This is a genomic window from Sediminimonas qiaohouensis DSM 21189, assembly GCF_000423645.1.
GTDB lineage: Bacteria > Pseudomonadota > Alphaproteobacteria > Rhodobacterales > Rhodobacteraceae > Sediminimonas > Sediminimonas qiaohouensis.
Genome location: NZ_AUIJ01000033.1, coordinates 1 through 15,359, shown reverse-complemented (window position 1 = coordinate 15,359; position 15,359 = coordinate 1). Strand labels below are relative to the sequence as shown.

Genomic DNA, 15,359 nt, shown 5'->3' with positions numbered 1-15,359 from the left:
GGCCGGTCTGGCCTTAGCGCCGAAGCGCCGCGAGAATCTTTTGAGCAGCGCGTTCGTGAGGCTTGTCGATCATTCTGCCATTTATGGTCACGACCCCGGCCTGCGGATCATCCTGAAAGGCCGCGACCACGCGCTCGGCCCATTCGACTTCCGCATCCGTAGGCGTGAAGGCACGGTTGACGATGTCGACATGGCTTGGATGGATGACCGCCTTGGCGCCGAAGCCGTCGCGCCGCGCTGCCCGGGCTTCCATCTCGACCAGATCAAGGTCCTTGATGCGTGTACTAACCGTGTCGATCGCCATAATCCCGGCTGCTGCCGCGCCCATCAGGCAAAGATTGCGGGCAAGAACGAAGGGTCCGGTAAAGACGCCATCCACATTATTCTCTGTCGCGCCAAGCGACGCAGCAAGATCCTCGCCGCCCCACATGATGCCCAGCAGGCGCTGGCTTGCATCCTGATAGCTGCCCAGACCGAAGACCGACTGCGCCGTCTCGGTTGCCACCCCGACAATTCGTGCCGCACCGACCTCATGGCCAGCCGCGGCCTCAAACGCATCGAGATAGAGCGAGAGCTGCGTCACATCGGCCGCGCCAGCGCATTTCGGCAGCACGATGCCATCGGGTCGGTGCGGCATGACCGCGGCCAGGTCGCCAAGGGTGCGTCCGCTGTCGAAAGCGTTAACCCGCACGAATAGCGTCTGCGCGCCGCGCTCTGCCGACAGCATGTCCTGCGTAATCCCGCGCGCCGCGTTCTTCTGGTCGGTGGCGACGGAATCTTCGAGGTCGAGGATCAAGGCGTCGGCCGCGCCCTCACGGGCGCGGTTGAACTTGCGCGCACTGTCGCCAGGGACGAAAAGAAAAGAACGCATCATCCGTCCTTCCGTTTCCACATCATCGCCGTGCGCCGGCAGCGAGCCACCACATCACCATGCTGGTTGAAGCAGCTGTGCTCGAACTCGACGATGCCAACGTCGAGGCGTGAACGGCTCTCGCGGGCAGAGACCACCCGCGTCTCGCTGCGCAGCGTGTCGCCGTGGAAGACAGGTTTGGGGAACTGCACGTCGGTCATGCCAAGGTTTCCGACCGTCGTGCCCATTGTCGTATCCTGAACCGTCATACCGATCATGATCGCCAGGGTCATCAGAGAGTTGAACAGGCGCTCTCCCCATTCGGTGCCTTCCGAGAAATGTGCATCGATATGCAGCGGCTGCGGATTCATCGTCATCAGGCTAAACATCGTATTGTCCGCCTCGTTCACCGTGCGCGTCAGAGGATGGCGAAACTGCCGGTCCACTGTGAGTTCCTCAAAATACAGACCTGCCATTCTTGCTACTCCTGCTGTTGTGGCGCGCCGACGGCGCCGGTTTTGATCAATCGCGCGATACGCGTGGGGTCGATACCCCAGTCCTTCAGGGCAGCAGCGCCATCGGCACCAGGCCGCACTTCAGGCGCTGCGGGCAAGGACGACGGCGTCTTGTCAAAGCGCGGGGCAGGTGCGGGCTGCACGATGCCACCGATCGAAATGTGGGTGGCGCGTGCCGCGTTATGCGGGTGGTCCGGGGCCTCCAGCGGCGTCAGCACCGGGGCGACGCAGGCATCGCTGCCATCAAACAGGGCGCACCAGTCATCACGGCTTCGCTCAGCGATGCGGATCCCGATCAGGCGCCGCGCCTCGGGCCACGCGCTGCGGTCATCAAGATCAGGAAACTCCGCTGGCTCGAAGCCGAGAGTCTCCAGAAACACCGTGCGAAACTTCGCCTCGATGGGCGCCACCGAAAGGTAGTTTCCATCGGCGCAGATATAGGCGTCGTAATAGGGCGCACCGCCGTCAAGGATGTTGGTGCCGCGGGGGCCGTTGTGCAGGCCCGCCGCGCGCAGCCCTGTCATGGCCGTGCCCAGCAGTGCGACGCCGTCCACCATCGCAGCGTCCACCACCTGGCCTTCGCCGCCGCGCTGAACATGCACCAGCGCCGCGAGAAGGCCCGCCACCAGCATCAGGCTGCCGCCGGCATAGTCGGCAACAAGGTTCAGCGGAGGAACAGGCGCCTCGTTTTCGCGGCCGATCATGTCGAGAATGCCGGTAAGTCCGAGATAGTTGAGATCGTGCCCCGGGCTTTGCGCAAGTGGTCCAGTTTGGCCCCAGCCGGTCAGGCGCCCATAGACAAGGCGCGGGTTCCGTGCGCGGCAGGCATCGGGGCCAAGGCCAAGCCGCTCCATCACGCCGGGGCGGAAGCCTTCGATCAGCGCATCGGCCCCTGCCACTAAGTCCAGCGCGCAGGCAACAGCCTCGGGGCGCTTCAGGTCGAGTATCACCGACCGGCGCCCCCGCGCGACAAGGTCGAACCGCGCGGTACGCACGATCCCGTTGCCCGACGGTGTCGGCCGATCAATGCGGATGATCTCTGCCCCAAGGTCTGCGAGGATCATTGCGGCAAAGGGCGCCGGTCCGATCCCGACCATCTCGACAACACGAATGCCCTGAAGAGGCCCGGCCTCAGCCATGACGCGCCCTCCCCTGATCGTGCCAATAGCGCGACAGGCCTTCGCGGAACTCCGGTGCGGCGACGTCAATCATGCGTCGGGCCCGCTCATCAAGGGAGCAGCCTGCAAGCTGGGCCACGCCCCATTCGGTGACGATCGTGTCGGCATCCGTGCGCGCAATCGTAACGTTTGACGCGCGCGCCACGACGCGTGAGAGTTCGCCATTCCGCGCGGTCGATGGCATAGCGACGATGGCGCGTCCTCCCGGCGAGCCCTGCGCACCACGGGTAAAATCGACCTGCCCACCCGCACCGCCTACGCGGCGGCCACCCGCGGACTCGGCATTGATCTGTCCAGTTAGATCAACCTCGATGGCCGAATTGATGGCACAGAAGCGCGAGAGCCGAGTGATGTTGGCTGCGGCATGGGTATATGCGGTGGGCCGGGCCTTGATTGCGGGGTCCATCCAAACATGATCCAGAGTCTCTGCGCCGCCAAATATGACACCTGCGACCGACTGGTCGGCGTCGATCTCTTTGCCTGCATTTGTCAGCGCACCCACCTTGATTAGCGCGGCGACACCGTCACTGAGGGTGCCGGAATGCAGGCCCAGATCACGGTGGTCTTTAAGGGCACGCGCTATAGTGTCTGGCAAGCGTCCTATGCCAAGTTGAAGGACCGCCCGGTTGGGCACAAGGTCGGCGACATGCGCAGCGATGGCGCGGTCTTCGGCCGTTGGATCGCCCCCGGCGGGCGCGAGCGGCGCGCCCTCTGCCATGACCGTCATATGCACCGGCACGTCGCAAGGCCACAGCGTGCCCGGCGTGTGGGGCACGTGAGGGTTGATTTCGGCGCAAACCAAACGGGCTCGGCGGGCGGCGTCGATCAGATGAAGGTCGCCCATGCCAAGGAAACTTCGACCCTGTTCGTCCGGTGCCGAAAGCTGCACGAACACTACATCGCAAGACAGGCGCCCATCAACGATCCGCGCGATGAACTGCGAATAGTGCAGCGGCAGGACTGTCAAGGACGCCTCGGGCAACTGCGACGCCGTTCCAAGAACGCCATAGCTTGCAAACATCAGCCCGTTCTCAGTCCCGCCAAGCGTGCCAAGCGATGCGCCGATGATCGCCGTCAGCCGGGTACGCTCCTTGGCAGCCTCGCCCAGAAGGCGCATGAGCACCGCCGGCTCACCCGACCCCTGGCCGACAAGAATCCGATCCCCGTCCCGCAGCCAGTGGGCAAGGTAAACGGACGTGGCGGTGGCCGGTTTCGGCAGTTTCAACATTGTAAGCCCCCTCCCAAAGGCCGTCACACGATCAGTAGGACTTCGGCAATCCAAGAACCCGTTCGGCCAGATAGGACAGGCAAAGCTGCGGGCTGATCGGAGCAATGCGCGGGATGAAGATTTCGCGCAGATAGCGCTCGACGTGGTATTCCTTTGCATAGCCAAAGCCGCCATGCGTCATCACGGCCGTCTCGCATGCCGTGAAACCGGCCTCGCCGGCCAGGTATTTGGCTGCGTTGGCCGCCCCCCCACAGGAGAGGCCACGATCATAGCGCCAGGCGGCGGCCATCACCATCATCCAGGCGGCCTCCAGCTCTGCCCAGCATTTGGCAAGCGGGTGCTGGATCGCTTGGTTCTGGCCGATCGGGCGGTTGAAGACGATGCGCTCTTTGGCATATTCTGCGGCGCGTTTGACGGCGAGCATACCAAGCCCTACGGCTTCGGCGGCGATCAGCACTCGCTCCGGGTTCATCCCGTGCAGGATGTATTCGAAGCCGCGCCCCTCCTCACCGATAAGATCGGCCTCCGGGATCTCGAAATCATCGAAGAATAGCTCGTTAGAATCTACGGCCTTGCGGCCCATTTTTTCGATCTCTTGCACCCGAATCCGCTCGCGGTCGAAATGCGTGTAGAAGAGGCTCAGGCCCTGCGCTGGTTTGTCGACCTCGTCGATCGGCGTTGTCCGCGCCAGCAACAGGATGCGGTCGGCTTCCTGGGCGGTCGAGATCCACACCTTCTGGCCGTTGACGACATAGCGGTCGCCGGTTTTGATGGCGCGCAGTTTCAGCTGTGTCGTATTGAGCCCGGTGCTGGGTTCGGTGACGGCGAAGCAGGCCTTCTCGCGCCCCTCTGCCATCGGTCGTAACATACGAGCCTTTTGCTCTTCGGTGCCGAACACGGCGACCGGGTTCAGTCCGAAGATGTTGATATGGACGGCCGAAGCTCCGGTCATACCCGCACCGGATTCGGCAATAGTGCGCATTATCAGCGCTGCTTCGGTGATGCCAAGCTCGGACCCGCCATGCGCCTCAGGCGTGCAGACGCCGAGCCAGCCTTCCCGCGCCAGCGCATCATAGAAATCATGCGGAAAGTCGCCCTCGCGGTCACGAGTCAGCCAATAATTATCATCGAACCTCGCGCAAACCGCAGCGACAGCCTCGCAGATAGCTTCTTGTTCGTGAGTAAGCTCGAATTCCATTCTGTATCCCTCTTAAAGCTTTTCGGCAGTCGACGGCTTGCCCACTTCGGGCTGCTCAGCTGCGCTCAGTGCGGCAATCTCCGTCTCCGAGAACCCGGCCTCGCGGAGAATTTCTGCGGCATGTTCGCCCTGACGTGGGGCCAGTCTGTCCGGCTCCGCTGGCGTGCGCGACCACTGCGCCGGAACGTCCATCTGGCGGATGGAGCCTTCGCTGGGGTGCTCGACCATCTGAAAAAATCCGGTGGCTACCAGATGGGGGTCCGTTAGCACTCCTTGGAAATCATACATCGGCATTGCCGGGACATCGGCCTTCCCCAGAAGCTCCATCCACTCGGCCGTCGTGCGGGTCAGGAAAATTTGCGCAAGTTCGCTATACACCTCGTTGATATGCGCCATGCGCGAGGTGAAGTCCCGATAGCGAGGGTCTGTCTGCGGAACTTCAGGGCGGCCGATGGCAGAAAAGAATCGGCGCCAGTGCCCGTCATTGTAGATCAGCGCACAGATATGCCCGTCTTTTGTTTGGTATGGGCGACGGTCCACCGATAGCTGCCGTGCATAGCCGCCACTATCCAGCGGCGGATCAAAGGTCAGCCCGCCCATGTGATCGCCCAGCACGAACGACACCATCGTTTCAAACATCGGGACGTCCAGGCGCTGCCCCTGCCCGCTGCTGTTGCGCTCCACGACCGAGGCGAGGATGGCGCTGACGGCCACCAGTCCGACAACACGGTCCGCAACGGCCGTGGGCACATAGCGCGGCTCGCCCTCGTTGACGAGCGAGAACAGATAAGGAATGGTCGAGGCACCCTGAATCAGGTCGTCATAGGCTGGCCGGTCAGCATACGGGCCATTTTGCGAATATCCGAACATGCCAGCATAGATGATCTGCGGGTTGGCCTTCGAAACATCTTCGTAGGACAGGCCGAGCCGTGCCATTGCATTCGGCCGCACGTTATAGACCAAAATGTCAGCATCTTCGCAGAGCCGCAACAGGGCATCCCGGCATTCCGGCCGCTTTAGATCCAGGGTGATTGATCGTTTGGATCTGTTTGCGTTGAGAAATAGAGGCCCCATGCCGTCGTGGCGTCCTGGTCCGATTTGGCGGACGAGATCACCCTCTGGCGCCTCCACCTTGATCACGTCGGCACCGAAATCGCCCAGCATCTGGGTCGCGTAGGGCCCCATCAGTACTGAAGACATATCGATGATGCGCAAGCCGGATAAGGGACCCATGACGCCTCCTTCTGTGTGGGCGCCACCTTCCGCCAAAACGGCGGCGTCCAACTTTGTCCATATATAAAGACTTTGCGTCTCTGTTCATGAACATACTCAGCGAAATCCACTGGAAGTCAACCGTCAAGTTAAAGAAAACCCACTTTTCTCTAAGTTCGGTTCAATTATATGGAGCAGAACGTGAAAAGGTGGTATTTATACTGGTGAAACAGGCTGCTAACATACTGGCTCTGCAGGAGTATTTTGCGCGTATAGCTGAACGCGAGAGGGTGGTATTTATGCTGGTGAAACAGGCTGCTAACGTCCTGGAGCTGCTGGAGTATTTTGCACGTGAACAAAAACCCGCGAGCCTCGCTGAAGTGTCTGGGCATTTCGGTTGGCCGAGGTCCAGCACGTTCAACCTGATCCAGACGCTGGTAGAGCGCGGCTTTCTTTATGAACCGAAGGCGCGAGGCGGCTTCTATCCTACAGGTCGCTGGCTGGCGCTCGCACAAGAGGTCGCCAGTGCAGAGCCTTTGCCGAAAGCGGCGCTCGCCCTGCTGCGAGACCTTGCCGAAACCACCGGCGAGACGATCTGGGTCGCCGCCCCAAGCGGCCAACATGCCATCATGCTGTCAGTGATCCAGTCTGAGCAGGCTGTGCGCTACACCGCCGAACCGGGGAAAAGAGTGCCGATCCACGGCACCGCCTCCGGTCAAGCGATCATGAGCCAGATGAGCGCGGCTCAGACCGCTGCAATCTTGCGGAAGGCAGTGTTCGAGCGCTTTGGCCCCGGCACCCCGATGAGCGTCAAAGAAGTCGAGCAGAGCATCGCCGAGTCGCTGAAACGCGGTTCATTCCGAAGCGCCTCGGCTTTCAGCCGCGACCTCGGCGGCATCTCTGTGCCTCTTGTGCTTGGGGGGCGCATCTTTGCCATTACCGTAGCCGGGCCGCTCTTTCGAATTGAGGGCCGCATGGAAGAGACCGCCATCGAGATTCATCGGGCTGTCGCACGACAGCTTGGCGACGACTATTTCCACAAGAATGTGCCGAACCTCCACCGCCTTCTGGATTGACGCGCTTCCTGCGCGAAGCGTTCGGCAGAATGTACCTGCAACGCAAACAAGTGGACGCCTTGCCGGGCTGTCAATCCCGCTGATTGCTTGTATCCGTCCGGTCTGACTGCCCTGCCTGGCTGATGGAGTGGGTGATAGTGTCCACCATCGATAGTGGACACTCTGAGGTTGGTGATGGCGGGGCAGAAGGGCTCGAGGAAGCGATTCTGGTCTGACGACGAGAAGCGCACGATTTGTGAGCAGGCGCGGGTTCCGGGGGTTTCGGTTGCGCAGGTTGCGCGGCGGTATTCGATGAATGCGAACCTGATCTTCAAATGGCTGAAGGACCCGCGGTTTTCGCCAATAGAGGCGCCGTCACCGGAGGACGCGGCCTTTGAGGGTGTTTTCCTTCCGGTGGAGATCAAGGCAGCGCCGATCGAGACTGCGCTCGCGCATGACGCGGCGGATGATCCTGGCCCTGCGGTTTGTGCGCGCCGCGTGGACATCACCCTGTCGGACGGACGTCGCATTCTGGTGGAAGGTCCGACGGCGCTGTCGGCGGTAGTGGGTCTGGTGCGGGGGCTGACGGCATGATCCCGGTGCCGAGCAACACGAAAGTCTGGCTGGCGGCGGGCGTGACGGATATAGCCCTGGCCTTCGAGCATCGTGGCGATCTCGGCGATGCCCATGCGCACCTTTGGACGCCACCGGCGCGGGAGCGGCAGGGCGTTGAGAGAGGCGAGAGCCTCGTCGAAGCGGTCGAAGTGTTGTTGTTTAGCCATGCCTGTACAGCGCACAGAATCACTTGATGGCCTCCCTTGGCATTTGGGCGAGCAAACCGTCTACTTAAACCCTGCAGAAATGTTGCGTTTTCGCCACACCGGTTGACAGGCATTTTGCTCTTTGAGGCGGAGTTTTTGAAGTCCAGAGATTTTCCTATCAAGGCGACGGGATTGAGGACTCTATGGGGCGTTCATTAAGAGGCTGCTGAAAAACGATTCCAGATGCCCGCTTTCGTCGAGCTGATCAATGCCCGACCCAAACGATTTTACTCAGCTCGACGAGAGAGCGCAAAATTCAACCCTGTCTAGCGGCACCGCAGTCAGCATCCGACTTTTTCAGCAACCTGTTCTCATGATCGCTGTCAAGCCTCATGCCTTTCACAGCGAATGCACACTTCCCGCCCTGTTTCCCACGTTTCGTGTTCCTCCAGATCGATCGCCCATGCTCCCACGACAGTTGTCTTTTGGACCTCGCGACTTCTGCTGCATATCGGCGACTTGAGGCCAATCGCCATCTATTTCAATACAGATTTCAGGCGTTCGACAGTTGTTCGCCATGATGGCGTGACTGGCTTACAGACGGTATTCTGGTTCCCAAACATGCCAACTTCTTGTATTGCCTGATCTTCTCGGACAGTGTGTTCCCACTCGACCGGAACGAAGTATTCGGATTTCTCCGGGTCATCGGCATATTCTCGGTGATAACCAGCTTTGAGAACTTCCAGTGCGGGGCTCCCGTCGATCTGAAAGTCTTTGGCCGCGACACGGCTTTCGGTAACCCTGCCCACTCCGACAAATCCTTTTCCCGGGATTTTTGCCCAAATGTGGTCGCCCTCATTCAACATCCTAAGGGAATTGCTGTACCATGCCCCGCCGCCTGAGACAAAGCCGTAGCGCACGGCCTCGTCCCAATTCCGGGTCTCATCGGCACTGAAACTGACATAGTATTCGCCGTTCCACGGCTCTTTCTCTCCACGCCGACCGGTGCTTGCAGCTTGAACCTGGACCTCGCCCGGATCAATGAGCCAGGCGCGGCTGAGCAACTGGGTATCTTCGTGGTCGAAGACCTGGAAAAACAAGATGTTGATCGCAAGACCACGGTCATTCAGATAGTTGACGATCCGCTCGCTACTTGCGTCGAGTTCAGCGGCCACGATGACGACCTGATGGCTATCGTTGATCGTGTCCTCATCCAGGTGCTGCCCGAACTAATCGCGGAAATCGTTGGTCAGGTTCTGCCCCGGTCGGAAGCGGCTGTAGATGTCCACGATGTCATCGGCGGCCAGGCCTTCGACCCATGCCGCGTAATCGAGTGCCTGGGCGACCACTTCTCTTGGGGTGCGGTCGCGTTTTAACTCCACAAGGACGAGGGACCCGTCAGGCGCGAGGGCCAAAAGATCGATCCGGCCACCGAAACCGGTATCGACCTGACGCCCGATCAACATCCATTCCGATGACAGAATGCGCGGCTGACGGACAATCGCATTTGCTCGGACGGCAAGGTGCCCTGCTGTATCTCTGTGGGCTCTTGGGAAACGGTCCAGACGGCGTGTTGAATAGGCATTGTGGTGTCCGTTCGTCAGGATTTGGCCGGCGCCGAGGCCAGACCGCCCCAAGGCGTGATCATGCGGCGATTTCGTCCTTAGGGTTTGAAGGCTCCAGCGCCTCGTGGAGGAGGGCTTCGAGAAGGCGGGTGCGGGTGGTGTCGGTGGTGGTCAGGGCGGCCTCCAGCCGGTCACACAGGGCCATGAGGGCGTTGACCTTGGCCACGATGCGGTGTTGTTCGGCGAGGGGTGGGAGGGGGATCGCTGTTTCGTTGATCTGCTTCGTACTTAGATTTGGGATCGCGCTGCCGGCCGAAATACTTAGATTTCGCGCTACGATCGTCTCAAAAAATAAGCGAATGAATTGGATGTTGACCCGAAATGGCTCGATGCGGCCTACTCGCTGGTTTAGAAGAAGTCTCTGGCCGGTCCTATTGAAGGCAATTTTTCCTGTTGTGGCTCCGGACATCGCAAGAAGGAGTGCGCCATCAGGAATCCAAACTTCTTCAGATACGTTGCTTGCTACATTGCTGTGAATACGAACTGCATTGGCAAGACTGACCACACCATCTTGAAGATCGCCGATCCGGACAACAGGAACGCCATTCTTCCCAAAGTCAGCGCTCTTAAAGGCCATTCCGTTCCATAGTTTAACAACTTCGCCCAACCGCGCCCATTCCCAGCTAATGGGCACCTCAAATTCACGCTCCGACGGCGCCAGCGGCTCCAGTGCTTTCTGGGAACGCATAGTTCCCGCTTCAACGCGCGACGCCTTATCCAAAGCAATCTGCTCCAACAACTCCGACGCCGGCTCATCCGCCGGATCCTGTTCCACCAGCTTCCCACGGACGGCGAGGTTGAGGATGGTTTGGCGGAGGGTCTTGATCTGGTCGGGGCGGGCGGTGAGGGCCGGGAGGGCCTCAACGGCGAAGTTGGCGTGGGTGGGGAAATCCTCGGGCGTGGTGTCGGGGGCGATCAGGCGGGCGAGGCTGGCGGCAGTAAGCTTGTCGCGCACCTCCTCGCGGGTCTTGCGGGCCTCCTCCAGCCGATCACAGAGCGCCATGAGCTCATCGACCTTGGCGACGATCCGGTGCTGCTCGGCGAGTGGAGGAAGCGGGACAGGTAATTTCTCCCAGTTTCCCTTGTTCAAGATCGCAATGGTTGTTCGAGCGGATGCGGCCCAAGCTGCCTGTTGAAAATAATCGGATTGAAAAGCAGAAAGTATGTAGCGGGGCGCAATGTCTGAAAACGCCGATAGCGTGTTAATCTGTTGATTGAAGGACACCAAGCGATCGACGATTTGGCATTTTCCAACGGTTCCGATACAGACCATTAAAAGCGAGTCCTCCCGCACCAACCTACCCGAAGCTTCCGCACCTGCGCGCGACAAACCCTGCTCAGAGTAATCGACATGATTGGGGTAGAGATCGCCCGGCCGGATAAATGGAACGTCTGAGCCATAGTAGTCTTGCCGACTCTTTGGTGGAGTTGAGCCAGTTTGGGTGGTTCCGAGCTCACCAAGTCGCACCCATTGCCAATTTTGGGGAATCTGAAAAGGGTGCTGGTCAACTGCCGCGAACGGCTTCCGCTTCCTTATTTTTCCCGCCTTCACCAGCCGCGCCTTCTCCACGGCGATCCGTGTTAGTAGCTCTGACGCGGGTTCGTCCCCCACGTTCTGTTCTACCAGCTTCCCGCGCACCGCCAGATCGAGCACGAAGCGCCGCAGCCGTGCGATGGCGTCGGGCGCGTCGCTGATCTGCTCGTAAACCTCCAGCAACCGTTCCGCGTTCATCGGGCCAGCGCCTCGGTCAGGATGGATTTCAGCTCGGCGCGTAGGCTTTCAACCGAGGCTTCGGCCTTTGTCAGGTCGTTCAGCAGCGTCTCGGGGTCGCCCCAGTCCTCTTCCTCCACATGCGGGTTCTTGATGTCGAGGTTGAAGCCGCGCTCGCGGATCTCGTCGATCGACACCTTCCAGGCGCGGTCGCTTTCCTCGCGCCCTTCGCGGTTCGGCCCGCCCCACCATGCGGCGCAGTCGTCCAGATGCTCCAGCCGGATGGGCTTGGTCATGGAATAGGCCTTCTGCTTCTCAGGCACGCGGTGTTCCCAATACCAGATGTCCTGCGTGGGCTGGCCCTTTTCGAAAAACAACAGATTGGTGCCGATGGACGCATAGGGTTTGAAGACCGAGTTCGGCAGCCGCACGATGGTGTGCAGATTGCATTCGGTCAGCAGGTGTTCCTTGAGGCGGGTCTTAATGCCTTCGCCAAAAAGCGAGCCATCGGGCAGCACCACGGCGGCGCGGCCGTTTTTCTTGAGCAAGCGGATGATCAGGGCGAGGAAGAGGTCGGCGGTTTCGCGTGTCTTGAAGGCCGGGAAGTTATTTTCGATCCCGTCCTCTTCCTTGCCGCCGAAGGGCGGGTTGGTGAGGATGATGTCGACGCGCTCATCCTTGGTCCAGCTGATGAGAGGACGGGCAAGGGTGTTGTCATGCTTGACCCAGGACGGCTTCTCGACATTGTGGAGAAGCATGTTCGTCGTGCAGAGCATGTGCGGGAGAGGCTTTTTCTCGACCGCAAGGAGCGAACCCTGCATGGTCGCTTCGTCCTCGGGGCGCTTCACGTAGTGCTCACGCATATGCCGCATCGCGCAGGTCAGAAAGCCGCCGGTGCCGCAGGCCGGGTCCATCAGGATTTCGCCAGGCTTCGGGTCGATCTGCTGCACCATGAAAGCGGTGACGGCGCGGGGCGTGTAATATTCGCCGGCGTTGCCCGCGTTCTGAAGGTCGTTCAGGAGCTGTTCGTAGATGTCGCCGAAATGCTGACGCTCGGACAGGCTGTTGAAATCGACCTCTGCGATCTTGTTGATCACCTGCCGCATGAGCTGTCCGGATTTCATGTAGTTGTAGGCGTCCTCGAAGACGGAACGGACGACGCGGGCTCGTGGGCTGGTTGCCGGAAGGTCCTTCAGCGTCGGGAAGAGATCGGCGTTGACGAAATCAAGCAGGGCATCGCCGGTGATGCCCTCCGGGTCTGCGGCCCAGTTGCGCCATTGAAGGCGCTCGGGGATGGGGGAGGTGTAGTCGTCTCGCGTGAATTCCAGCGCCTCGTCCTGGTCATCGATGATCTTGAGGAAGAACATCCAGACAAGCTGTGAGATGCGCTGCGCGTCACCGTCGACGCCAACATCCTTGCGCATGACATCCTGGATGGATTTGACGAGGGTTCTCATGGACATGGGGTTTAGGCGCTTTCTTCATAGAGGGCGTTCTGCAGATCGTGGACCGCCTGAACATAATCCTTCTTCTTGCCGAACGCGCGCATCAGTTCAACCGGCGTCCCCATATGCGAGAACGGATTGATTTGCAGGATGTTCGTGTCATCGAGCGTCAGCACGCCATCGTCGGCATACTTTTCGAGCAAGGCTTCAAGGACGGCTCGCGCCTGCTCACCATGGCGGTTGAAGACATCACGTTTCTTGACCTTCTCGGCGCGCTCATGCCGCGTGAGTGGCTTGGCATCAAAGGCGATGTGACAGATCAAATCGAAAGGATCGAGATCCCGGCCCAGTTCTTTTCCGATCAAATTGATGTCAAGACCTTCCTCGGTAAGCTCGTCGAGAATGGCCTGCTTGCGGTCTTCTGCGTCCCAGCGGCGCAGAAAATCATTCAGCGAGGAGAAGCGCCGGGTCAGATGTCGGCGAGTGAAGTCCTTCAGGCTCTCCGTGACCAGATTGCCTTCGGCATCAAGGTATTCGATCCGCTCCTTGATGATTGAGGCACCGATTCCGTCGACGTAGATCTTCTTTTGCGGCCCTGAATCTCCCCCAGGAACATCATCTCCCGTCGGTTGATCAGGGTCAGATGGATCGATGGGATCGACAAGTATGGTCTCTTCGGCATCCAGCCCTTCTGATGGAAGATCGGCGGGCTCATCCGGCGGCACCATAGGATCTTCAGGCCGAGGCTCGTAAATCTGTACTGGTTCACCATCAAAATCAGGGTCGGCAAAGTGATTGGTTGCGCCCCTGAAATCCATCAATGTGAAGTAATATTTTCCGGTATCTGCGTGAACACGTGTGCCGCGTCCAACGATTTGTTTGAACTCCGTCATGGAGCCGATTTCCCGATCCAGCACTATGAGACGACAGGTCTGTGCATCCACGCCCGTGCTCAGAAGGCGAGATGTGGTCACGATGACGGGATAGTCAGCCTCAGGATCTATGAAGTTGGCGAGCTGGGTCAGGCCTTCCTTGTCGTTGCCGGTGATGCGCATCACGTAGCGCGTGTCCTTGGCGACAAGATCCTGATTTTCGTTGATCAGGGCCTGTCGCATCCGGGCAGCATGCTCCTGGTCCACGCAGAAGACGATGGTTTTCTGCATGCGGTCGCCGCTTTCCCTGAGAAATTGGGCCACGCGCTTGGCAACCAGCTTGGTACGATCATCGATCACCAGCGTTCGGTCGAAATCTTTCGTGTTGTAGATGCGATCGTCGACCTCGTTTCCTTCACGGTCGAGTTGACCTTTCTCTGGCCGGTACCCTTCCACATCTCGATCAATATGGGACTTGATGACCTTGTAGGGCGCAAGAAAGCCGTCGCGAATTCCTTCTTTCAGGGAGTAGCTATAGATCGGTTCACCGAAATAGTTGATGTTCGAGACATACTCGGTCTCTTTCGGCGTTGCGGTCATGCCGATCTGAGTAGCACCGGAGAAGTGCTCGAGGATCTCCCGCCAGGCGGAATCGTTTGCGGCGCTGCCGCGGTGGCATTCGTCTACGACGATCAAATCAAAAAAATCCGGTGAAAGCTCTTTGTAGATCTTCTGGCTCTCTGTGGGGCCGGTCAGGGCCTGGTAGAGACCAAGATAAATCTCATAGGCTGTATTGATACGGCGTTTCTTGTCGACCGCGAGTGCCAACTCTTCGGTGGAGCCATCAGGTTTTTCAATCGTTTTCGAGTGAGTCGAAAGCTTGGCCATAGAGCCAATAAAGGGGCGGAAGTCATTGACCATTGTCTGGTCGACCAGCACGTTCCGGTCAGCCAGAAAAAGGACCCTTTTCTTCGCGCCAGATTTCCAAAGACGCCAAATGATCTGAAACGCGGTGAAAGTTTTTCCTGTGCCAGTCGCCATGACCAGCAAGAGCCGGTCTTTACCTTTGGCGATAGACTCAACGGCTGCGTTGACCGCATTGGTTTGGTAGTATCGAGGGGTCTTGCCCGTGTCGTGGTAGCCTTGAAAAGCCACCCGCGCCTGTTCTTTAGACAGACCTTTCCAGGTCTCGTATTTCTTGAGTAATTCATCAGGCGATGGAAATTGGTCCAGTTCTATTTCTGTTTCCACTGCTACTGATTGACCTGTTTTGTCATGGAACAGAAAGCGATCACCGTTTGTCGAAAAGGCGAATGGGATCTTGAGCATGCTTGCGTAGGAGAGGGCCTGTTGCATGCCGTCGCCGACAGAGTGTGCATTGTCCTTGGGGCTCTGTTGCACAAAGCGCGTGAGGGATTCATGTCGCGAATCCAGTGTGGTAGCTGGGCGACATGAGCAGACCCACACCCCCAACCTACAAGACCAGGAACTGGCCGGCCTATAACGAAGCGCTCAAGCGCCGTGGCTCGCTGACAGTCTGGTTTGACCCGGAGATGATCTGGGAGGCTGCGCCGACCGGTAAGCGCGGTCGGCAGCAGACCTACAGCGACACCGCTATCCAGACATGCTTGACGATGAAAGTGTTGTTCGGCATGGCGCTACGCCAGACCACAGGCTTCGTCGAGAGCCTGCTGCATTTGGTCGACCTG

General features: G+C 59.4%; 14 protein-coding genes and 1 pseudogene. 4 read left to right on the top strand and 11 right to left on the bottom strand.

The annotated features are described in order from the left end of the window. Nucleotides 1-13 precede the first annotated feature (13 nt). Genes G568_RS0116110 through G568_RS0116085 form a run of 6 tightly spaced genes read right to left on the bottom strand, consistent with a single transcriptional unit; the run spans nucleotide 14 to nucleotide 6,202 of the window. The gene (locus G568_RS0116110) at nucleotides 14-892 is read right to left on the bottom strand and encodes an HpcH/HpaI aldolase/citrate lyase family protein (RefSeq protein ID WP_211222270.1); all 879 of its coding nucleotides are present in this window, start codon (nucleotides 890-892) and stop codon (nucleotides 14-16) included. Further along, nucleotides 871-1,326 (bottom strand): MaoC family dehydratase, encoded by a 456-nt coding sequence (locus tag G568_RS0116105; RefSeq protein ID WP_026758977.1) that lies wholly within the window; start codon nucleotides 1,324-1,326, stop codon nucleotides 871-873. The genes G568_RS0116110 and G568_RS0116105 overlap by 22 nt, the downstream gene beginning before the upstream one ends. Nucleotides 1,327-1,331: 5 nt before the next feature. Continuing rightward, a complete protein-coding gene (locus G568_RS0116100) occupies nucleotides 1,332-2,504 on the bottom strand; it encodes a CaiB/BaiF CoA transferase family protein (protein ID WP_026758976.1) in 1,173 nt (390 codons plus the stop codon). Further along, on the bottom strand, nucleotides 2,497-3,771 hold the full coding sequence (locus tag G568_RS19140) for an acetyl-CoA hydrolase/transferase family protein (RefSeq protein WP_037374329.1): 1,275 nt from the start codon (nucleotides 3,769-3,771) through the stop codon (nucleotides 2,497-2,499). The genes G568_RS0116100 and G568_RS19140 overlap by 8 nt, the downstream gene beginning before the upstream one ends. Before the next feature lie 31 nt (nucleotides 3,772-3,802). Then, nucleotides 3,803-4,969, bottom strand: a complete 1,167-nt coding sequence (locus G568_RS0116090; protein ID WP_026758975.1) for an acyl-CoA dehydrogenase family protein — start codon at nucleotides 4,967-4,969, stop codon at nucleotides 3,803-3,805. Between the two features lie 12 nt (nucleotides 4,970-4,981). Beyond that, complete coding sequence (locus G568_RS0116085; protein ID WP_026758974.1) at nucleotides 4,982-6,202, bottom strand: CaiB/BaiF CoA transferase family protein; 1,221 nt, start codon at nucleotides 6,200-6,202, stop codon at nucleotides 4,982-4,984. An 86-nt stretch (nucleotides 6,203-6,288) separates the two neighbouring features. Between G568_RS0116085 and G568_RS19135 the strand changes: the two genes are divergently transcribed. The 3 genes from G568_RS19135 to G568_RS0116070 all read left to right on the top strand — a co-directional run bounded on the left by G568_RS19135 (nucleotide 6,289) and on the right by G568_RS0116070 (nucleotide 8,045). Continuing rightward, on the top strand, nucleotides 6,289-7,257 hold the full coding sequence (locus G568_RS19135) for an IclR family transcriptional regulator (RefSeq protein WP_211222269.1): 969 nt from the start codon (nucleotides 6,289-6,291) through the stop codon (nucleotides 7,255-7,257). A 174-nt stretch (nucleotides 7,258-7,431) separates the two neighbouring features. Continuing rightward, nucleotides 7,432-7,830, top strand: a complete 399-nt coding sequence (tnpA, locus tag G568_RS0116075) for an IS66-like element accessory protein TnpA (RefSeq protein WP_026758973.1) — start codon at nucleotides 7,432-7,434, stop codon at nucleotides 7,828-7,830. Then, entirely contained in the window at nucleotides 7,827-8,045 is a 219-nt protein-coding gene (locus tag G568_RS0116070) for a hypothetical protein (RefSeq protein WP_026758972.1), read from the top strand. Before tnpA ends, G568_RS0116070 begins: the two co-directional genes overlap by 4 nt. 488 nt (nucleotides 8,046-8,533) lie before the next feature. Here G568_RS0116070 and G568_RS20605 read toward each other — a convergent pair whose 3' ends face one another. From G568_RS20605 to hsdR, 5 genes and pseudogenes are all read right to left on the bottom strand, one after another. Then, a complete protein-coding gene (locus tag G568_RS20605) occupies nucleotides 8,534-9,172 on the bottom strand; it encodes a hypothetical protein (RefSeq protein ID WP_211222268.1) in 639 nt (212 codons plus the stop codon). A 54-nt stretch (nucleotides 9,173-9,226) separates the two neighbouring features. Continuing rightward, nucleotides 9,227-9,463 (bottom strand): PDDEXK family nuclease, encoded by a 237-nt coding sequence (locus G568_RS20600; protein WP_211222267.1) that lies wholly within the window; start codon nucleotides 9,461-9,463, stop codon nucleotides 9,227-9,229. Between the two features lie 178 nt (nucleotides 9,464-9,641). Next, the gene (locus G568_RS0116060) at nucleotides 9,642-11,354 is read right to left on the bottom strand and encodes a restriction endonuclease subunit S (protein ID WP_026758971.1); all 1,713 of its coding nucleotides are present in this window, start codon (nucleotides 11,352-11,354) and stop codon (nucleotides 9,642-9,644) included. Then, entirely contained in the window at nucleotides 11,351-12,790 is a 1,440-nt protein-coding gene (locus G568_RS0116055; protein WP_245582969.1) for a type I restriction-modification system subunit M, read from the bottom strand. The genes G568_RS0116060 and G568_RS0116055 overlap by 4 nt, the downstream gene beginning before the upstream one ends. An 11-nt stretch (nucleotides 12,791-12,801) precedes the next feature. Beyond that, a pseudogene (hsdR, locus tag G568_RS19125) lies at nucleotides 12,802-15,036 on the bottom strand (EcoAI/FtnUII family type I restriction enzme subunit R); the annotation flags it as partial. Between the two features lie 65 nt (nucleotides 15,037-15,101). Between hsdR and G568_RS0116045 the strand changes: the two are divergent. Next, a partial coding sequence (locus G568_RS0116045; protein WP_026758616.1) for an IS5/IS1182 family transposase occupies nucleotides 15,102-15,359 on the top strand: 258 nt, incomplete at its 3' end.